Genomic DNA, 19590 nt, shown 5'->3' with positions numbered 1-19590 from the left:
AGAGACCGCGCCGCCCTCGCGCAATAGCGGCGATGCGCCGCAGATCGGCCGCAACCTCGCCAACGCGCGGGAGATTGGCCGTCAGTCGCCGCGGTAGACGCAGCCCTCAAAACAGCTGTCGCGAAAGACGCCGACTTCGGCAAGACCCGGCAATGTGGGCGCGAGGTCGCGCCAGATATAGGCGCAGAGATTTTCGAGCGTCGGTTTTCCCAGCCCTTCAAGGTCGTTGAGAAACGAGTGGTCGAGGCGTTCGCGCAGCTCCGCGAGCCTGCGGCCAAGCTTGCCGAGGTCCATCACCCATTGCTCTTCGAGGGTGGGCTCGCCGCGCAGGGTGACGCGCACGCGAAAGGAGTGGCCATGCAGATTGCGGTATTTGCCGCCCTCTGGAGCCTCGGGATCGTAGAGCGCGTGCGCCGCCTCGAAATAAAACTCCCGAAAGATCTCGAAACTCGACACCGTCACTTCACCCCGATCGCCTTGTGGGTTTGCAAAGACAGACGCCAGCGCGGATGCGCCAGGCAGTAGCTGACCGCGGCATCCGTATTGCGCGAAACATCCGGCCCGTCCATGGGCTGCAGCAGAAAATGCGTAAAGTCGAGCCGCTCATAGGCGGAGGGATCGACGCCCTTTTGGGGGTAGACCAGCTTCAATTCCGCGCCGCGCGTCTGGGCCAGCGGCGCGCCGCCCTTGGGCGACACGCAGATCCAGTCGATCCCAAAGACGACGGGCAGCGTGCCGTTCGTCTCGATGGCGATCTCGAAGCCCTGCCCGTGAAGCGCCGCGACCAAGGCCTCATCGATCTGCAGCATCGGCTCGCCGCCGGTCAGCACGGCGAAGCGCCGCTCGCGGGCCTCGCCCCACAGCGTCGCCAAATGGCCGGCAAGCGCCGTCGCGTCGGCGAATTTTCCCCCGCCCTCGCCCTCGAAGCCGACGAAGTCCGTGTCGCAGAACTGGCACTGCGCGGCGGCGCGGTCCGCTTCGCGCCCGCTCCACAGATTGCAGCCGGCGAAGCGGCAAAAGACCGCGGCGCGACCCGCGTTAACGCCTTCGCCCTGCAGGGTTTTGAAGGCTTCCTTGACGATGTAGGCCATTGCCCGCTCTAGATCACGCTGCATTTGGGCGAAATCGCCCAAATGCAGTAACGTGATCGATCTCAAAGTTCTAGAGCGCGCTTACGCGAAAAACCGGCATCCACTTTTTCGCGAGCCGCGCTCTAGCGCGGACGCCGCGCGACGTAAAGCGAGGCAAGACGCTTACCCGTTCTTGGGAAGCTCCTTGTCCTTGCCCTCAGGCTCGGGCGCGGGCTGCGGACGCGGGTCGAGGCTGCGGATATAGGTGACGATATCGTCGATCTCCCTGCGCGAGAGATGCATGTCGGGCATCGGCGGATGCGGATCCATCAGGAAATGGCCAAGCTTCTTCCTGTCGGTTCGGCGCTGGGCGATATCGAAGAAGGACGGCGCGTCGGCCGAGGCGCTGGTCTGATCCGACGTCACCACATGGCAGGATGCGCACCATCGCTTCGCGACGATCGCGCCGCGCTGGGCGTCGCCCGCCGCAAGCGCCGAAGTTGCGAAAGCGGCGCTTCCGCCGACGAGGGCCATTGCGAGCGTAAGGCGTCGAAGCTGCATGTGGTTTTCCTTAAGCGGGAGCCGTCGATTCGCTTCGCATCAAAGCACAAGCGCGGCCCGCTGGGTATCGGCGCCTCTCACGCGAGCTTGCGTCAGGACGACGCGCGGCCTCGAGGGTTGCTGCATTTTTGCAACACTCATGTGATCTGATTGCAACAGTGTGGCGGATTAGCATCTTGCCCACGATTGGAGCTGCGGCAGCCCCTTTTCAGACACAAAAGCTGAGCTAAGGTGATCCGGTCACAAGCTCATTCGAGATGCGGAGACAGGCGCCGAAAGATTTCGCTTTCGGCCGCAGGTTCCTTCTTTCCCTCTCGCTGATCAGCGGTGACGGCTGGCGTATGGCCTTAAAGGCGTCGGGCGTCTTCTTGGGGTGAGGAAAGTCGGAACATTATGGTCGGAAGCGTTCATGCGGGCGTGAACTCAGCCTTTACGCGCAAGCGCGCGGCTTTGCCGCTCTGCCTTTTCGCGACGAGCCTGGGCATGCTGGTGACGGCTTTTGTCGCGCCGGCGCCCGCTCTTGACGCGCCTCGAACGGCCACGAGAGCCGAGTCGCAGCCTCTACCAATGTTCAAGGATCCGCGCGCGGCGCTCCGCGCTGGACTTGAAAGCTACCATGCCGGCGACGCCGCGACCTCCATCGCCGCGCTGCGCTACGCCGCCGAGGGCGGCGAGCCGCTGGCCAAATGGAAGCTTGGCCGAATGTACGCCGAAGGCGACGGCGTCGTTCGCGACGACGCCAAGGCTTATGAATATTTCGCGCAAATCGTCGACCACTACGCCGACGACGAGCCGGATCCGCGCGAGCGTTCGATGGCGGCAAGCGCCTTCGTCGCCGTGGGCATTTATCTGCGTGACGGCGCTCCAAGCGGAAAGATCAAGCCCGATCTCGATCGCGCGTTTGATCTGTTCCGTTATGCGGCGACGTATTTCAGCAACGCCGACGCGCAGTACAATCTGGCGCGAATGTATCTCGAAGGGACCGGCGTCAAGAAGAACGTCCGCCAGGGCGTGAATTGGCTGGAGCTCGCGGCGCGCAAGGGCCATCCGCAGGCGCAGGCGATGCTCGGCCGGCTGATGTTCACCGGCGAGGCGAGCGGCGAACCCGAACGCGCGCGCGGACTCATGTTTCTGACGCTGGCGCGCGACGCAGCTGGCGGCGCGACCCACGACCAATGGATCGCGGATTTGCACGCCGAAGCGCTGAATTCCGCCAGCGACGCCGACCGTAGCGCGGCCGTCACCATGCTCGAAGGCTATCTGCGCGAACGCAACTGACGTTCAGATTTCAGCCGGCTTGCGCCGCGGCGCCTTTGAACTTCACCGGAATGCTCAGGAAGCGCGCGCCATCCCCGCGCGGCGGCGGAAACTTGCCGGCGCGAATGTTCACCTGAATTGAGGGCAGCAGCAGCCGCGGCGCGGCAAGCTCCTGATCCCGCTTGTGTCGTCCCGCCACGAAGTCTTCCTCGCTGACGCCATCCTTGATCTGCACGTTCTTGGCGCGCTGCTCGGCGACCGTCGTCTCCCAGGCGTAGAATTCTCGTCCCGGCGCCTTGTAGTCGTGACACATGAAGAGCCGCGTCTGCGGGGGCAACGAAAGTATGCGGCGGATCGACTGGTAAAGCGCATGCGCGTCGCCGCCGGGGAAATCCGCGCGCGCCGTCCCATAGTCGGGCATGAACAGCGTGTCGCCGACAAACACCGCATCGCCGATCTTATAGGCGACGTCGGCCGGCGTGTGGCCGGGCGTGTAGATCGTTTCGCCCTCGAGTTCGCCGATTCTGAACCGCTCGCCGTCCTTGAAGAGGTGGTCGAAGCAGCCGCCGTCAGCCTTGACGTCCTCAGCGCCGAACACCGGCTTGAAGATCGCCTGGACCTTGTCGATGTGTTCGCCGATGCCGATCTTCGCGCCCGTCGCCGTTTTGACGATCTGGGCGGCGGTCAGATGATCGGCATGCGCATGAGTTTCGAGAACCCAATCGATCGTTAATCCTGCCCGCGCCGCCTCGGCGAGGATGGCGTCGATGGAATGCGAATCGGCGACTCCGCTCGCCGGGTCATAATCGAGCACGGGATCGACGATCGCCGCGCGCTTCGTGGCGGGGTCGCTGACGATATAGGTGATCGTGTTGGTGGACTCGTCAAAGAAGGCCCTCACGGACGGCGCCTGCGGCATCGATCTCTCCTTCTTGCAGCGCTCAAGCACTTCTCTTCGTTCGTGCTTTCGCCTTTTCCTGCTTGCGCCGTCAGATATATGCGCTATAGCTAAATAAGCAATAGCTAATATTATACGCGCGAAGGAGCGACATGCTGACGGCTATTCCTCTGGACGCCGTGCTTGGTCTGATCTCCGGCGGAATCGTCGGCTTTACGCTGGCGCTCGTCGGCGGCGGCGGCTCGGTGCTGGCCGTGCCGCTTCTTGTCTATCTTGTCGGCGTGCCCAATCCACATATCGCGATCGGCTCAAGCGCCGCGGCCGTCGCTGTCAACGCCCTGATGAGTCTCGCCAATCATGCGCGCGCACGGACCATCAAATGGCGCTGCGCCTCTGTCTTCGCAGTCTTCGGGGTTGCCGGCGCATTCGGCGGCTCGACGCTCGGCAAGATCATCGACGGCGAAAAGCTGCTCGCGTTGTTCGCGCTGCTGATGGTCGTCGTGTCCTATCTGATGCTGCGGCGCCGGGGCGCGCTGGGCTATCCAGCAGTCCGGCTCAACCGCGAGAATTTCCCCCGGCTCGTCGGCGCAGGCGCTACGGCCGGCGCGCTTTCGGGCTTCTTCGGCATCGGCGGCGGCTTCCTGATCGTGCCGGGGCTGATGTTTGCGTCCGACATGCCGATCTTGAACGCCATCGGCTCGTCGCTCGTCGCCGTCGCCGCCTTCGCGGTGACAACGGCGGCGAACTACGCCTTTTCGGACCTCGTGGACTGGGAGCTTGCCGGGACGCTCGTGCTCGGCGGCGCGTTTGGCGGGCTGATCGGCGCCGCGGCGGCGCGACATCTGTCGAAGATGCGCGGGGCGCTGAGCGCCGTCTTTGCAACGGTCATCTTCGCGGTGGCGCTCTATGTGCTCTGGCGCAGCGGCGGCGCGCTCGGACTACTCGATCACGCGGCGAAATCGGCGTAGATCGCGACGTGATCGGAAGGTTTCTCGCCGGCCCGCATCGATTTGACGATCTCTACGCGCGCCAGCCGATCAGAAGCTTGCGGCGAGAGCAGAAGATGATCGATGCGAAGTCCCTTGTTCTTCTGCCAGGCGCCGGCCTGATAATCCCAGAACGTGTAAAGCCCGCCTTCATCCGACGTCGCTCGCAAAGCGTCCGCATAGCCGAGATTGACCAGGCGCTGATAGGCGGCGCGAGTCTGCGGCAGGAATAATGCGTCGCCAATCCAGGCCGACGCCTCATAGACGTCCCGCGCCTCCGGAATGACATTGTAGTCGCCGGCGAGAACCGTCGGCTCTTCGAGGCCAAGCAGCGCCTCCGCGTGGCGCGTCAGCGTCTCCATGAAGGCGAGCTTGTAGAGATATTTCTGCGTGTGCGGCGGATTGCCGTTCGGCGCATAGATCGAGGCGACGCGCATGACGCCGCCGGCGCCGTCGGCGATGATCGCCTCAATGTAGCGCGACTGCGCCTCGCCGTCGAAGCCCGGCAGACCGAGAGTGACGTCCTGAAGCGGCGACTTGGAGAGGATTGCGACGCCGTTGAATCCCTTCTGCCCGTGGACAGCGACGTTATATCCGGCGTCTTCGATTTCGAGTCGCGGAAAAACGTGATCCTCGCACTTCGTTTCCTGCAGGCACAGCGCGTCCGGCGCGGCCTCGCGCAGAAAGGCGAGAAGCGGCGCGAGGCGCTGCCTGACAGAATTGACGTTCCAAGTCGCGATGCGCACCGTCGGCTCCTGGATCACGCTGGATTTGGGCGAATTCGCCCACATCCAGATGACGTGATCGTTCACATAAATTTAGAGCGCGCTTTGCGCGAAAAACCAGCGTCCGCTTTTTCGCGAGCGCGCTCTAGCGCCGCACGCGCGCTAGTCGAGGCGATAGGTGGCGTGGCAGGCGTTGCAGGCTTGCACGACTTGCGACAGTTCGGCAAGCGCGGGACGCATGTCGCCGCCGGGCCCGATCTTGGCCGCCTCCTGCGCGAATTTGCTCGCCTGTTCATGCATCGTCAGACCGAGCGCGCGCATCTCGTCAGGCATGTGATGCGCCATCATCGCGGGCATATCGCCGAGGTCGCCACTCTTGGCGTTTGGCTTGCACGCCGCCGCGCCGGACGACGCCATGCCGAGCCGCGTGTCGGCGATTTTCGCTGCGCCCGCGCCGTCGCCCTTGCCCAAGGCCGCCAGGATCTCGGCGACCGCCTCCGCATGTCCGCGCATATTGGCGAGCATATGCGCGCGCATCGGCGCCGGAAGGTCGACCTCCTGGCGCGTGTCGCGCATCTTCGGCGACATTTTCATATGCTCCATGTTCATTTGCTTCATATGCGCGCCGTGATCGTCCGTATCGTCGCCCGCGTTAGCGGCGGCGGCAAACAACGAGAGCCCGCATGCCGCGGCTAAGAGAAATCTTCCAATCATGGCCTCCCCCTTTTCATGTGAGCGGGTCGAACGTAACCCGCAGCGCCCCGTGACGCACGAGACGAATCGTCACGGCTGCGCGTCGGCGGGCAGAGTGATGATTTGGCCCTGCCGCAACTTTTTACGATTGAGCGCCGGATTGGCGGCGGCGATGTCGCGCCAGCGCTTTTCGTCGCCATAGAGTCGCTTGGCGATCGCGCGCAGCGTGTCGCCGCGCCGCACCGTATAGGTCTTCTGCACGGCGGCCGACGCTGGCGGGCTTTGCGTCGCTTGAGGCGCGCCCTGGACCGCCGAGTCGACAGGGTGGGAAGGCTGAGGCGCGGCCGGCGCTGCATCGACGACGACGAACTCCCCGCGCAACATTCCCATCCAGCAGCTCCAGGGAATGACGCCTGTCTTTTCGGGCGTGAATTCGATCGTCTGCCGTCCCGGCTTGACGTCGAATTCGAGCTTCAAGGATGGAACCAGGATACGATTATTGCAGGTCGTCACTTGCGTCGCGTTGATCACCCATTTGACCGGCACGCCGCGCAGCAGCGTGAAGCGGGTGGGCGTAAAGCCAAGGCCGTTGGCCTCCATCTCGATCGTCTGCGTCTTCGGCGCGGCGGAATCCTGCTGTGGTTGGACGCGTTCAACGGGGGCCGGGCTTCGCCAGCTCGTCGTCAGCGACGCGAGATCGGCGCCCGAGCCTGTGAGGATCAATCCGCGATTGATCATCACCGCGCCGAGCGCGACGACGATCACGCCGGACGCGGTCAGCAGGCGATGCGTCACCGCCCCCGAAAGCACTGTCGTCAGCGCGCCGAAGGCGAGCATCACCGGCAAGGTTCCAACGCCAAAGACGAAGAGCGTCTTCGCGCCTTCAACGGGGCTGCCGGTCCCGGCCGCCATCACATACATCGCCTGCAACGGTCCACAGGCGATCATCAGCCCGTTGAGAAGACCGATCACGAACGGTCGATGTCTGGCGCCGCCCGCTTCACGGTTCACCCAGTTCTGCAGCGGGCCAGGCAGTCCGAACCGGAAGCGGCGCAGCGGCGCGAACAGCCCCAGCATATTGAGCCCGAAGATGAGAAGGAAAGCGCCCGCCGCGACACCGGCGACGCCGCGCAGCATCGGCGTGAACGCGATGAAGGCGCCGAGCCATCCGAAGGCGGCGCCGATCGCCGTGTAGGACAGCGTCTTTCCGGCGCCATAGGAGAGGTGCGAGACGAAGGACGAGCGTCCCGCGCGCGCATCGGCTGTCGCGTAACTCACGACAAAAGCGCCGCACATGCCCACGCAATGGAAGCCTGTCAGCAGGCCCAGAAGAAACAGGAGGCCGAGACTCATATGCTGAGCGATGTCCGGCTCGCCCGCGGCGCTGATCCAGCGCGTATCGAACAGGATTAAGGCGGCGAGTCCGGCGAGGGCGGCGACGATGATCGCCAGTCTGATGAAAGGCGAACGCCGGCGCTGCGCCTCTTCCGTCAGAACGACGCGATAGCCGTTCTGCTCGACGCTGTTGCGAATCGCGCTGAAATTGGTCGCATCGGCGTCATAGTCGACGACGACCGTCTCGGTCGGATAGCTGGCCGAAACGCCGCGCACGCCGGCGAGCTTTCTAACCGCCGCCTCGATGACATGCTCGCAGCCGTGGCAATGCATGCCGCGGGCGTGAAACGTGATCGCCGTTTCGTTCATCCAGGTTACGCCTCGCCGCGCAGCGTCTGACCGCGGCCGGCGCTCCAGCGTCGGCCGCATTGCGTTATTCCGTCTTCGCGCCGTGGCCGGCGCGAGACGGATTTACGTGCAGAGTTACTTGCCGAGCTACTTGCCGAGCTACTTGCCGAGCGTATCCATGCCCAGAAGCTTATAGGCGGGGCAGAAGTTGACGAAGGCCGTGGTCAGCGGAATGAGCCCGACAAGGCCCCATAGCGACTGCGGACCAATGAAGACGAGGCTGAGCAAGAGCAGTCCGGCGACGATGCGGATGATCCGATCGGTCCTTCCGATATTGGCGACCATGACTAATCTCCCTTCTCCCGCGGCGATCGTAATGTCAGGCTATCGCCTCGCGTGAGATCGCACAGCGACTAAGTCTCGCTTGAGGCGCGGCTGCTATTTCTGCCTGTCGTCGTCGTCGAGCTCGAGCCACATGGCGTTGAGAATGGCGAAGGCGCAGGCGAGCCCCAGCCCTAGGATCCAGGAAAAATACCACATGCCGCGTTTTCTCCCGCTCAATAGTAGTAATCGTCGCCGCGACGGATCGCCGCCTCGCTCACTGCGCCGCGCAGCACGTAGTAGACCCAGCTGGTATAGGCAAGGACGATCGGCAGAAAGACGATCACCGCGATGAGCATGAGCGAGAGCGTCGCTTTGCTCGACGACGCGTCCCAGACCGTCAGGCTTTGGCTCGGGTGGGTCGAGGACGGCAGCAGGAAGGGGAACATGCTGAAGCCCGCCATGGTTGCGACGCCCGCGACCGAAAGGCTGCTGGCGAGAAACGCGATCCTGCCCGCCGAGAAGGCGAAGGCCAACGCCGCAACGAGCGCGCCCGTATACGCCAGCGCGGGGGCAGCGATCATCCAGGGGTAGGCGCGGTAATTGTCGAGCCAGGCGCCGGCTTCTCGCGTCACCGACTTCGCCAGCGGATTCGAAGGCCCTGCATGTTCGATGACGCCGTCGATGCGAAATCCTTCGACGCCCAGCATGATCCACAGTCCCGCGGCGGAAATGAGCAGAACAAGCAGGAGCGCCGCGAGCGCGCCATATCGGCGGGCGCGGACGGAAACCTCACCCTCGCTTTTCACGCTCAGCCAGGCGGCGCCCTGCATCGTGAGCATCGCCACGCTCACGAGGCCGCAGAGCAAGGCGAATGGATTAAGCAGACCAAGGAGGCCGCCCTCATAGGTCGCGCGCAGCGCCTGATCGAAATGGAAGGGAACGCCCTGCAGAAGATTGCCGAAGGCCACGCCGAAAATCAGCGCGGGGACAAAACCGGAGACGAAGAAGAGCCAGTCCCAGGTTTCGCGCCAGCCGGTCTCGGGTCTTTTGTCGCGGAAGGTGATCGCCACCGGCCGCAGAATGAGGCCGATCAGCACCAGCAACATCGCAAGATAGAAGCCGGAGAAGGACACCGCGTAAAGCGGCGGCCAGGCCGCGAAGACGGCGCCGCCGCCGAGAATGAACCAGACCTGGTTGCCTTCCCAGACGGGACCGATCGTGTTCAGCGTCACGCGCCGCTGCGTGTCATTGCGCGCAACGAAAGGATGCAGCATGGCGACGCCAATGTCGAAGCCGTCCATGACCGCGAAGCCCACGAGCAGGACGCCGAGAATCGCCCACCAGATGAGGCGAAGCGTCATATAGTCGAACATCGCTTTCGCCTTTCCTATCGCGTTTGCGCCGGCGCCGGCGCGGGAAGTACGGGCGCGCCTGAGCGCTGCGGCTCGGTCTCCTCCCGCGGGCCAATGCGGACATATTTGACGATGAGCCCAACATCGATGACGGCCAGCGCGCTGTAGAACAGCACGAAGGCCGCGAGGCTCGCCGCGACATTCGACGCGGGGACGTTGGAGACGCCGAGGAACGTCGGCATCGTCGCGTCGATGATCCACGGCTGCCGCCCATATTCGGCGACGATCCAGCCGAGTTCGGCGGCGACCCAGGGCAACGGCAGGCTATACATGGTCATGCGCAGGAACCAGGGCTTCCCGCAGCGTCGCCGGCTCGACAGATAGAAAGCGGCGGCGAAGAGCGCGATGAAATAGAACCCCAGCGCCACCATGATGCGGAAAGACCAGAACAGCACCGGCACGTCGGGGATCGTCGACAGCGCCGCTTCATGAATCTGAGCGTCGGTCGCATTCTCGATATCGGGCCTGATGCGCTTAACCAGCAGCGAATGCCCGACGTCGCGCATCGATACTTCGAGTTCCGGCGGAACGGCGGCGTTGGGACGACCGCCTTCTTTCGTCAGCCACTGATAGCCGGCCATGCCGTTGCGGATGCGCTCTTCGGATCGTTCGACGAGCGCCTTGACGCCTTCGACGGGCTTATCGAGCGAACGCGTCGCGATCAGGCCCAAGACCCAAGGAATTTTGATCTCGTATTTCGTTGTTTCGCTCTTGAGATCTGGAATGCCGAAGAGGGTGAAAGACGCCGGCGGCGGCTCCGTCTCCCACATCGCTTCAATCGCCGCGATCTTCATCTTCTGGTTCTCGCCCGCCGTATAGCCGCTCTCGTCGCCGAGCACGACGACCGAAAGCGCGGAAGCGAGCCCGAAGCTCGCCGCCACCGTCAGCGAGCGGCGAGCGATAGCGACATGACGACGGTTCAAAAGGAAATAGGCGGCGATTGACATGACAAACATCGCGCCCGTGACATAGCCAGCGCTGACCGTGTGTACGAATTTTGATTGCGCCACGGGATTGAACAACACCTCGGCGAAGGACGTGAGCTCCATGCGCATCGTCTGCGGATTGAACGCCGCGCCGACCGGGTTCTGCATCCAGGCGTTGGCGACGAGGATCCAGAGCGCCGAGAAATTCGCGCCGAGCGCGACGAGCCAGGTGACGATGAGATGCTGCACCTTGCTTAAGCGTTTCCAGCCGAAGAAGAACAGGCCGACGAAGGTCGCCTCGAGGAAGAAGGCCATCAGGCCTTCGATGGCGAGCGGCGCGCCAAAAATGTCGCCGACATAATGCGAGTAATAGGCCCAGTTGGTGCCGAACTGGAATTCCATGGTGACGCCGGTGGCGACGCCCATGGCGAAATTGATGCCAAACAGCGTGCCCCAGAACTGCGTCGCCTCGCGCCAGACGGTGCGCGCGGTCATCACATAGACGCTCTCCATGATGGCGAGCAGCAGCGCAAGGCCGAGCGTCAGCGGCACGAACAGGAAGTGATACATCGCCGTCAGCGCGAATTGCAGGCGCGAGAGCGTGACGACGTCGAATTCGAACATTTTGAGCTCCTGATCGATGTCAACGCGGCGCAGTGGCGGACAGCGCTTCCACCATCTGCGCCGGCGTCACCCTAATGCGATGCGCGGGGCCGAAGAACACAACGTAGAGCGCGACGAGCGCCAGCAACTTGAACCCAAGCGCGATGGCGATCTCGCGTCCTAATGGCCTTGTGCGCATCGACTCATCCCCTAGCGTTGCATGCCCTAGCTTTGCATGGCTGCGGCGCCGCCTTATGACAGTGCGCGACGCAGCCGTTCGATGCCGAGCAGTTTCATGATGTAGCGCTCATAGACAGGCTCGCTCTGTCCCTTGCGGACCTTGCGCAGGAAGTATTTCTCATAGGCGATCTTGGCGAGATGCACCCACCGCCCCTCGCTCGACCAGTTGACGTTGCGCGGCGGAATCTGCGGCTTTGCGACGAAGGCGACGCCCTTGTCGCCGAAATCCGCCAAGCAAACCGCATTCCACGTGCCTTCTTCCTTTGCTTCACGCCCGGCGATCAGCGCGGCGATATTATGCGCCGTCGCCGTGACCATCGACTCGATCATATAGCCGGTCTTCGGCGTGCCCGTCGGCACCGGCGTCGCCTCGACAGGCGGGATCGCAACGCAGACGCCGACGCCAAAGACATTTCGGTATTTCGGATTGCGCTGATTCTTGTCGATGATGACGAAGCCGCGCGGATTGACCAGTCCCTCGACGCCCATCAGCGCGTCGACGCCTTTGAACGCAGGCATCACCATGGCGAATTTGAACGGCACTTCGTGCTCTTTCTTGACCTGCCCCTGGTCGTCGAGCTCGGCGCATTTGAGAAGGCCCGGTTCGATGGCGGTCGTCTTGGCGTTGACGATCCATTTGATGTCGCGATCGCGGAACGCCGATTCGAGCATCCCTTTCGTATCGCCGACGCCGCCCAAACCCAAATGCCCGACATAGGGCTCGGACGTGATGTACGTCATCGGCACCTTGTCGCGGATGCCGCGCCGACGCAGATCGGTGGAAAGGATCATGGCGTATTCATAGGCGGGACCAAAACAGGAGACGCCGGGCGCGGCGCCGACGATGATCGGACCAGGATCCTTGCAGAACTCCTCATAGGCCTTCGACGCCGTCTCGGCATGCTGCAACGTGCAGACCGAATGCGTATGTCCGCCATGCGGTCCAAGTCCTGGCACTTCCTCGAAGGCGAGCTTCGGACCGGTCGCAATAACGAGATAGTCGTAGGCGACGCTCTCGCCATTCTGAAGTTCGAGACGGTTTTCGTCAGGCAGAACGCGCTTCGCGCCCACCGGAATGAAATTGATCTTCTTCTTCTTGAAGACCGGCGCGAGCGGAACCTTGAGTTCTTCCGGCTTGCGCCATTGCACCGCGAGCCACGGGTTGGACGGCGTGAACTGGAAATTCTCGAGATCCGAAACGACAGTGACCTGATGTTGCTTGGCAAGTCCCTCGCGGACTTCAATCGCGGCGGCGACGCCGCCGATCCCCGCGCCCATGACGACGATATGAGCCATTTCAGTCTCCCTTTTGCGCTTTGCGCGCATTAAGTTTCGCGCTGACGGTTGCGCTCATCGGTGACGACATGCGCGCTTGTCGCGTGCATGTCCGCGACTTAGTCACGCTGCGCGTCGCAAAGCGATCGCAAGGCCGCCAGATTGACGATCTCGGCGCCGCCGCGCGACAATTTCACCCAGCCTGAGCGCTCGAACGCTTTCAGCGTACGGCCGACAACTTCACGCGCGGTGCCGAGATCGGCGGCGAGCGCCTGCTGCGTCGCCGCGATTTTACCGCCGGCGCCGCGTAGCGCGAGAAGACGTTCGGCCAAGCGAACATTGATGCGTGTGCAGACAATCTCCTCGATGCGCGACATCAGCGCGGCAAGACGCTTGCCGTAACCGTCGAACACTAGCGCACGGAAACCTTCGGACGCGTTCATCAGCGCGTTGAAACGATCGGCGGGCACCACATAGGCGATGACGTCAGTTTCGGCCACGCCCTCGGCGGCGTAGGCGTCGTCCGCGAGCAGCGAGGCTGTCGTCAAAATGCAGGTTTCGTTCGCGCCGACCCGGTAGAGCACGATTTCCCGGCCCGATTCGGTCACCCGCTGCACGCGCACGGAGCCCGAGACGATCAGCGGAAAATGGACGCATCGATCGCCCGGCCGAAACAGCACCGCGCCGCGCGGTATTTGCTTGCGCACGACCGAGTCGCGCAAAAGCGTCTTCGTCGCAGCGTCAAGGCTGCGCAAGGAAGGCGTTTCGTCGACCCAATCGGACGCCATCATCTGCCCTTCGTCGCTCACGATCCAAAGTCTTCACTTAAGCGCGCCGCGAACGATTAACGCACCCATGCTGAACGCCGATGACGTCTAGAAGGCCGCGCCTGATTTGGCGCCGTACCGCTTCAGCGCCATCGCCAATGGGCAGAGGCCTGTGAAGGCGGCCTGCAGAAGATTGACGCCGACGAAAGCGGTGAGCACGAGCCACCACGGACTGAACAACTGCGCCAAGAGCAGGCTCAGGAGGATCATGGTCCCGGCGAAGGCCATGATGATGCGATCAATGCTCATCGGGTGAGTTCCTTCGATTTGACGCGCGCGCGCGGTTTGGCTGGCTTGCCGCACTGCTCGGCGCAGAACATTTCATAGAGCAGTCCAATGATCCGCGAGACGTTCCCATCGGACAAGGAATAGTAAATCGTCTGCGACTCGCGGCGGGTCTTGACGAGCTTGTCCTCGCGCAGCCGCGCAAGATGCTGCGAGAGCGACGATTGGCTCAGTCCAATCGCCTCCTGCAGCTTTGTCACCGACAGCTCGCTTCCGTGCAGCTGGCAGAGCACCATCAGCCGATGGCGGTTGGCCAACGCCTTGAGAAAGCTTTCGGCCTCCGCAGCTTTCGGCGCCAGAGCAAGCAGATTTACATTCATGATGTCTAAATTACGAATATTGAATATAATTGTCAAGAGCGCCAGAGGCGCCTCCGAAGAGCGCTTATGTCGCATTCAAGCCGACAGAAATCCAGTATATTACGTTCATCTAATTTAATGGAATCGTCCGAGAACGGACAAATTGCGAAGGGAGAGTGAAATGGCTGAATGTCTTGCGCCGACGCGCCGCTCCTTGATGTTGCTGTTGGGCGCGGCAGCGGCTGGACTGAGGACAACGAGCGCGCAAGCGAAGTCGAGCAAATCGGCGGCCGCCTACCGCGGTGCGCCGAACGGCCGGCAAAGCTGCGCCAATTGCTCCTGGTTCAACGCGCCCTCGGGCTGCGGCGTAGTGAGCGGCCCCGTCAGCGCGCGCGGCTGGTGCAACCTTTGGGGCTGACAAAATTTCACACGGAGAGTTCGAGGGCGGCGCGCCGCCCTTTCCGCTTTTATAGCGACAAGATCCGCACGCGCATAAATTCGCAGTTGCTAATTTACGTTTTATGCATATAAATAGGCGCATGGGACAGATGGGCCGCTCTTATCTCGCGCCGACGGCGCTCCTCGCAGCGCTGACTTATTCCTCGGGCGCGAACGCCGGAGAGGTTGTGATCCGGGTCGCCCCGGTGGATGACCTCAAGGCGGTCGTCGCTTCGGTGGAGCCGGCGCATCAATTGACGGCGCGGGCCCGCATCGGCGGCACCGTGAGCGCACTCAAGATCAAAGAGGGCGATGACGTCGCCGGCGGCGCGGAGATCGCTTCCATCGTCGATCAGAAACTTTTTCTGCAGGTTCAGGCGCTCGATCAGCGCATCCGCTCTCAGCAGGCGCAGCGCGACAAGGCGCAGGGCGATTTCGATCGCGCGCAGGAATTGTTTCGGCGCGGAGTCTATACCAAGGCGCTGTTCGATCACGCGAAAACCGCGCTCGACGTCGCCGACCGCAACCTCTCGGCCCTGCGCTCCGATCGCAGCGTGATCGAACAGCAGGCGGCGGAAGGCTCGGTGCGCGCGCCGGGGCCTGGCCGCATCCTCTCCATTCCGGTTTCCGTCGGCCGCGTTGTCATGCCGGGCGAAACCATCGCGACCATCGCCGAAGACAAATATATCCTGCGTCTGCAATTGCCCGAACGTCACGCGCGTTTCATGCGCGCCGGCGACAAGGTGGAGATCGGCGCGCGCGGCTTGCACGAAGAGGCGGGCGGCGGACGCAAGCAGGGTCGCGTGCGCATCGTCTATCCCGAAATTCAGGGCGGCCGCGTCATCGCCGACGTCGACGTCGTAGGGCTCGGCGACTATTTCGTCGGCGAACGGGCGCGGGTTTACGTCACGACGGGCAAGCGTGACACGATCATCATCCCGCGCAACGCGGTCTATCGACGCGCCGGCGTGGATTTCGTCCGACTCGCCTCCGGCGAAGAAGTCGTCATTCAGCTTGGCGAAGCGCACGGCGACGGCGTCGAGATTCTTTCCGGCCTCCATGACGGCGACGTGGTGTCGACGCCATGAGCGCAGAGTTTCGCCCGGGCATTTCGGGAACGCTGACGCGCGTCTTCATCAATTCGCCGCTGACGCCGCTGCTGCTGCTCGCCTCGATCCTCGTCGGACTGATCGCGCTGCGCTCGCTGCCGCGCGAGGAGGAGCCGCAGATCTCCGTGCCGATGGTCGACATTATGGTGTCGGCCAACGGCTATAAGGCTGAAGACGCGATCGAACTCATCACGCGCCCGCTCGAAGACATCATCAAGGGCGTCAACGGCGTCGAGCATGTCTATTCGCAGACGCGCGACGACAATGTGGTCGTCACGGCGCGCTTCTTTGTCGGCACGCCGCAGGACAACGCCGTGCTGCGCATTCACGACAAGATACGCGCCAATATCGGCGAATTGCCGAAGGGCATTCCCGAGCCGCTGATCATCGGCCGCGGCATCGATGACGTGGCGATCGTCGTGCTGACGCTGTCGGCGAAGCCGGAGCGCGCCGATCGATGGACCGACAACGGCCTCTATCAGGTCGCCGAGGAATTGCAGCACGACCTCACCAAGGTCAATGACGTCGGCCTGAGCTATATCGTCGGCGGCAGCCCCAATCAGATCCGCGTCGAGCCCGATCCAGAACGCCTGTCGCAATATGGGATGACGCTCAATCAGCTCATCGACAAGCTGACCAACGCCAACCGCTCCTTTCTCGTCGGCGCGTTTCGCGAGGCCAATCGCGCCGTGCCGGTCGTCGCCGGCCAAACCTTGCAGGGCGTTCCCGATGTCGGCCTGCTGCTCCTCACCACAAGAGACGGGCGACCGGTCTATGTAAAAGACGTCGCCGATGTGCGCGTCGGCGCGGCCGAGCCCGACCGGCTCAGCTGGACAATGACCCGCAACGCCGCCGGCGGCCTTGATAAGCGTCCCGCCGTCAGCATCGCCATCGCCAAGCGCAAGGGCGCCAACGCCGTGATCGTCGCCGACGAGATCATGCATCGGCTGGAGGCGGTCAAGGGCCGCATCGTCCCCGACGACATCGAGATCGCGGTGACGCGCGACTATGGCGAGACGGCCACGGAGAAGGCCAACGAGCTGCTTTTCCATCTCGCGCTTGCGACCGTCTCGATTGTCGCGCTCATCGTGGTGATGGTCGGCTGGCGCGAGGGCGTCGTCGTCTTCGTCATCATCCCGACGACCATTCTGCTCACGCTCTTCGCCTCATGGCTGATGGGCTATACGATCAATCGCGTCAGTCTATTCGCGCTCATCTTCTCGATCGGCATTCTGGTCGACGACGCCATCGTCGTCGTTGAAAACATCGTGCGCCACTGGCATATGCGCGGCTCCCGCAGCCTGATCGACACGGCTGTGGAAGCCGTGGCGGAAGTCGGCAATCCGACCATCGTCGCGACGCTCACCATCGTCGCCGCGCTGCTGCCGATGATGTTCGTCTCGGGTCTGATGGGGCCCTATATGAGCCCCATCCCCGCGAACGCTTCGCTCGCGATGATCTTTTCCTTTTTTGTCGCCATGACCATTACGCCCTGGCTTCTGCTCAAAGTCGCCGGCAAACGTTTCGCGCAGGAGCGCGGCGACGGCGTCGATCATGCGCATGAACGCGGCCCCATGGGCAATTTCTATGTGCGCGTGGCGACGCCCTTGCTGAAGGGCCGCAAGCGCTCGCAATGGTTTCTTGCGGCCGTCGGCATCGCGACGCTTCTTTCAATGGGGCTTTTCGTGACGAAAACCGTCCGCGTAAAGCTGCTGCCGTTCGACAACAAGTCGGAGATCGCGGTCGTCGTCGATCTGCCGCGCGGCGCTTCGCTCGAAGAAACGGATCGGGTGCTGACGGCGGCGGCCGATCGCCTGAAGGACATTCCGGAGCTGACCTCGGTTCAATCCTATGCGGGCGCGGCCGCGCCGTTCAACTTCAACGGTCTGGTGCGGCACTATTATATGCGCAAGGCGCCGGAGATGGGCGATCTGGCGATCAATCTGCAGCCGAAGGCCGAGCGCAGCCGCGCGAGCCATGCGATCGCGCTCGACATTCGCAAGCGGCTCGAAGGCCTGCCCGCGCCGGAGCATACCGCGATCAAGGTCGTCGAAGTGCCACCGGGCCCGCCCGTGCTGTCGACGCTGCTCGCCGAAGTCTATGGTCCGGACGCGCAGTCGCGGCGCGATCTTGCGGCGAAAGTGCGCAAGGCTTTTGACGCGGTCGATTTCGTCGTCGATACGGACGACAGCTTCGGCCAGCGCGCCGAGCGCCTGCGCTTCGAGATTGATCAGGAAGCGCTCGAATATCACGGCGTCGAAGAGCGCGCCGTCTACGACACGATCGGCGCTCTGGTCGGCGGCGTGAAGATCGGCTTTTCGCAAAAGGGCGGCGGCGCGAAGCCCATCGATATTACCGTGGCGCTGCCGCGAGGGGCCATGACGCCGAGCGAACGCATCCTGTCGACGCCGCTGCCTGCCGGCGGCACGGCGCGTCAGGGCGCTAATGTCGAGCTCGGCGACGTCGTCAAGGCGACGCGCGAACTCGGCTCCTATCCGATTTTCCGGCATAACGGCCGCTTCGCCGAAATGGTCAGCGCCGAGGTCGCCGGACGTTTCGAAGCGCCGATCTATGGGATGCTCGCGGTCGAAGACGCGATCAATAAAATCGATTGGGGCGCCTCAGGTCCGCCGACGATCAAATATCACGGCCAGCCGCTCGATGATTCCAAACCCACTTTGCTCTGGGACGGCGAGTGGGAGGTGACCTATGTCACTTTCCGCGACATGGGCGCAGCCTTCATGGTGGCGCTGCTCGGCATCTATCTTCTGGTCGTCGCGCAGTTCGGCTCGTTCAAACTGCCGCTCGTGATCCTTGCGCCGGTGCCGCTGACGCTCGTCGGCATCGTCATCGGCCATATCTTGTTCAACGCCGCCTTCACCGCCACCTCGATGATCGGCTTTATCGCGCTCGCCGGAATCGTCGTGCGCAATTCGATCCTGCTCGTCGACTTCATCCGGCATTTGCGCGCCGGCGGCATGAGCTTGCGCGCGGCGCTGATCGAGGCGGGCGCCGTCCGCTTCAAGCCGATATTTCTCACCGCCGCCGCGGCGATCATCGGCGCGGCCTTTATCCTCACCGACCCTATCTTTCAGGGCCTCGCCATTTCGCTGGTCTTTGGCCTCGCCTCATCGACGGCGCTGACCCTGCTTGTCATCCCCGCGATCTATGTCGTCTTGCGCGACGACGAACTCACAAGGAGGGCCTCATGATCGAAGACTGGGCGGCGCTCGCCAAGAAGCTCTCCGCCGACATAAGAGAATTGCGCGTCGGCTCGCCCGAGGTGATGAAAGCCTTTTCGGCGATGGCGATCTCTGCGGGCGCCCAAGGCGCACTCGACCCCAAGACAAAGGAACTGATCGCGCTTGCGGTCAGCGTCGCGGTTCGCTGCGACGATTGCATCGCTTTCCACGCCAAAGCCGCGTCACAGCGTGGCGCGACGCGCGAGGAGGTGATGGAGACGCTCGCTATGAGCATCTACATGGGCGCCGGACCGTCGGTGATGTATGCGAGCCACGCGCTCGCCGCCTTCGCACAGTTCGACGCCGAACAGCAGGCCTGAGAAGAAAGGAACGAACAATGGCTCTGGGCTCTCTCTTATCGAAACTCGGGGACGGCGGCGCGACGCCGACGATCGAGCATGATGATTTCTGCCGCGTCGTGGCGGACAAATCCTGCGCCATCGTCGATGTGCGCGAACCGCATGAATATGGCGCCGGGCATGTGCCGGGGGCCAAGAACATGCCGCTGTCGAGCTTCGATCCGACGAAGCTTCCGAAGGGCGACGTTGTCCTCATTTGCCAGGCGGGCGGGCGTTCGGCAAAGGCGCTCGCGCAGGCGCAGGGCGCCGGACGAAAGGATCTTCGCCATTACGCGCCGGGCACTGGCGGCTGGCGCGCCCGCGGCGGCGCGGTGGAATAGGCAACCCGGCGGGTTGACCTGCACGAACTGTCATCCCCGACGCGCGTAGCGCGATCGG

At 63.2% G+C, this 19590-nt stretch carries 22 protein-coding genes; 6 read left to right on the top strand and 16 right to left on the bottom strand.

All coding sequences use genetic code 11. The annotated features are described in order from the left end of the window. Nucleotides 1-81: 81 nt before the first annotated feature. The 3 genes from IYW40_RS08640 to IYW40_RS08630 all read right to left on the bottom strand — a co-directional run bounded on the left by IYW40_RS08640 (nucleotide 82) and on the right by IYW40_RS08630 (nucleotide 1631). Nucleotides 82-462 (bottom strand): 6-carboxytetrahydropterin synthase, encoded by a 381-nt coding sequence (locus tag IYW40_RS08640; protein WP_348644259.1) that lies wholly within the window; start codon nucleotides 460-462, stop codon nucleotides 82-84. After that, nucleotides 459-1091: a 7-carboxy-7-deazaguanine synthase gene (gene queE, locus IYW40_RS08635; RefSeq protein ID WP_196400267.1), complete on the bottom strand. Its 633-nt coding sequence runs from the start codon at nucleotides 1089-1091 to the stop codon at nucleotides 459-461. The genes IYW40_RS08640 and queE overlap by 4 nt, the downstream gene beginning before the upstream one ends. 162 nt (nucleotides 1092-1253) lie before the next feature. Continuing rightward, entirely contained in the window at nucleotides 1254-1631 is a 378-nt protein-coding gene (locus tag IYW40_RS08630; protein ID WP_196400266.1) for a cytochrome c, read from the bottom strand. Nucleotides 1632-2024: 393 nt separating this feature from the next. Here IYW40_RS08630 and IYW40_RS08625 point away from each other — a divergent pair, with 393 nt between their 5' ends. Further along, nucleotides 2025-2909: a tetratricopeptide repeat protein gene (locus IYW40_RS08625; RefSeq protein WP_196400265.1), complete on the top strand. Its 885-nt coding sequence runs from the start codon at nucleotides 2025-2027 to the stop codon at nucleotides 2907-2909. 10 nt (nucleotides 2910-2919) lie between these two features. Here IYW40_RS08625 and IYW40_RS08620 read toward each other — a convergent pair whose 3' ends face one another. Continuing rightward, nucleotides 2920-3807, bottom strand: coding sequence for an MBL fold metallo-hydrolase (locus IYW40_RS08620; RefSeq protein ID WP_196400264.1), 888 nt, complete (start codon nucleotides 3805-3807; stop codon nucleotides 2920-2922). Between the two features lie 131 nt (nucleotides 3808-3938). Between IYW40_RS08620 and IYW40_RS08615 the strand changes: the two genes are divergently transcribed. Further along, a complete protein-coding gene (locus IYW40_RS08615; RefSeq protein WP_196400263.1) occupies nucleotides 3939-4754 on the top strand; it encodes a sulfite exporter TauE/SafE family protein in 816 nt (271 codons plus the stop codon). Here the strand turns inward: IYW40_RS08615 and xth are convergent. From xth to IYW40_RS08555, 12 genes are all read right to left on the bottom strand, one after another. Beyond that, a complete protein-coding gene (gene xth, locus IYW40_RS08610) occupies nucleotides 4733-5518 on the bottom strand; it encodes an exodeoxyribonuclease III (RefSeq protein ID WP_196400335.1) in 786 nt (261 codons plus the stop codon). The two genes, IYW40_RS08615 and xth, sit on opposite strands and share 22 nt — an antisense overlap. A gap of 141 nt (nucleotides 5519-5659) precedes the next feature. Continuing rightward, entirely contained in the window at nucleotides 5660-6211 is a 552-nt protein-coding gene (locus IYW40_RS08605) for a cytochrome c (protein WP_210327235.1), read from the bottom strand. Nucleotides 6212-6280: 69 nt separating this feature from the next. Continuing rightward, nucleotides 6281-7894: a sulfite exporter TauE/SafE family protein gene (locus IYW40_RS08600; protein ID WP_196400262.1), complete on the bottom strand. Its 1614-nt coding sequence runs from the start codon at nucleotides 7892-7894 to the stop codon at nucleotides 6281-6283. A 138-nt stretch (nucleotides 7895-8032) separates the two neighbouring features. Then, the gene (locus IYW40_RS08595) at nucleotides 8033-8218 is read right to left on the bottom strand and encodes a DUF2892 domain-containing protein (protein WP_018406346.1); all 186 of its coding nucleotides are present in this window, start codon (nucleotides 8216-8218) and stop codon (nucleotides 8033-8035) included. 93 nt (nucleotides 8219-8311) lie between these two features. Continuing rightward, a complete protein-coding gene (gene cydX / locus IYW40_RS08590; protein ID WP_018406347.1) occupies nucleotides 8312-8413 on the bottom strand; it encodes a cytochrome bd-I oxidase subunit CydX in 102 nt (33 codons plus the stop codon). 17 nt (nucleotides 8414-8430) lie between these two features. Beyond that, a complete protein-coding gene (cydB, locus tag IYW40_RS08585; RefSeq protein WP_196400261.1) occupies nucleotides 8431-9570 on the bottom strand; it encodes a cytochrome d ubiquinol oxidase subunit II in 1140 nt (379 codons plus the stop codon). 14 nt (nucleotides 9571-9584) lie between these two features. After that, nucleotides 9585-11159 carry a cytochrome ubiquinol oxidase subunit I gene (locus IYW40_RS08580; RefSeq protein ID WP_196400260.1) on the bottom strand — a complete coding sequence of 525 codons (1575 nt, stop codon included), beginning with the start codon at nucleotides 11157-11159 and terminating at the stop codon, nucleotides 9585-9587. A gap of 19 nt (nucleotides 11160-11178) precedes the next feature. Then, nucleotides 11179-11337 (bottom strand): cytochrome oxidase putative small subunit CydP, encoded by a 159-nt coding sequence (cydP, locus tag IYW40_RS08575; protein ID WP_175094999.1) that lies wholly within the window; start codon nucleotides 11335-11337, stop codon nucleotides 11179-11181. Between the two features lie 53 nt (nucleotides 11338-11390). After that, nucleotides 11391-12674: an FAD/NAD(P)-binding oxidoreductase gene (locus IYW40_RS08570; protein ID WP_196400259.1), complete on the bottom strand. Its 1284-nt coding sequence runs from the start codon at nucleotides 12672-12674 to the stop codon at nucleotides 11391-11393. A 98-nt stretch (nucleotides 12675-12772) separates the two neighbouring features. After that, nucleotides 12773-13462 (bottom strand): Crp/Fnr family transcriptional regulator, encoded by a 690-nt coding sequence (locus IYW40_RS08565; protein ID WP_196400258.1) that lies wholly within the window; start codon nucleotides 13460-13462, stop codon nucleotides 12773-12775. Between the two features lie 66 nt (nucleotides 13463-13528). Further along, complete coding sequence (locus tag IYW40_RS08560; protein WP_196400257.1) at nucleotides 13529-13729, bottom strand: DUF2892 domain-containing protein; 201 nt, start codon at nucleotides 13727-13729, stop codon at nucleotides 13529-13531. Beyond that, nucleotides 13726-14085, bottom strand: coding sequence for a metalloregulator ArsR/SmtB family transcription factor (locus tag IYW40_RS08555; protein ID WP_196400256.1), 360 nt, complete (start codon nucleotides 14083-14085; stop codon nucleotides 13726-13728). Before IYW40_RS08555 ends, IYW40_RS08560 begins: the two co-directional genes overlap by 4 nt. Before the next feature lie 527 nt (nucleotides 14086-14612). Between IYW40_RS08555 and IYW40_RS08550 the strand changes: the two genes are divergently transcribed. From IYW40_RS08550 to IYW40_RS08535, 4 genes are read left to right on the top strand one after another with little or no spacing between them, the layout of a single operon-like run. Then, on the top strand, nucleotides 14613-15590 hold the full coding sequence (locus IYW40_RS08550) for an efflux RND transporter periplasmic adaptor subunit (protein WP_196400255.1): 978 nt from the start codon (nucleotides 14613-14615) through the stop codon (nucleotides 15588-15590). Next, on the top strand, nucleotides 15587-18823 hold the full coding sequence (locus tag IYW40_RS08545) for an efflux RND transporter permease subunit (protein ID WP_196400254.1): 3237 nt from the start codon (nucleotides 15587-15589) through the stop codon (nucleotides 18821-18823). Before IYW40_RS08550 ends, IYW40_RS08545 begins: the two co-directional genes overlap by 4 nt. Next, nucleotides 18820-19173 (top strand): carboxymuconolactone decarboxylase family protein, encoded by a 354-nt coding sequence (locus tag IYW40_RS08540; RefSeq protein ID WP_175094993.1) that lies wholly within the window; start codon nucleotides 18820-18822, stop codon nucleotides 19171-19173. The genes IYW40_RS08545 and IYW40_RS08540 overlap by 4 nt, the downstream gene beginning before the upstream one ends. Nucleotides 19174-19190: 17 nt before the next feature. Next, a complete protein-coding gene (locus IYW40_RS08535; RefSeq protein ID WP_196400253.1) occupies nucleotides 19191-19532 on the top strand; it encodes a rhodanese-like domain-containing protein in 342 nt (113 codons plus the stop codon). Nucleotides 19533-19590: the final 58 nt, after the last annotated feature.

The sequence above is a fragment of the Methylocystis sp. H4A genome, assembly GCF_015709545.1.
GTDB lineage: Bacteria > Pseudomonadota > Alphaproteobacteria > Rhizobiales > Beijerinckiaceae > Methylocystis > Methylocystis silviterrae.
The sequence above is the reverse complement of the archived record's forward strand: the minus strand, read 5'-3'. Positions and strand labels throughout refer to the sequence as shown.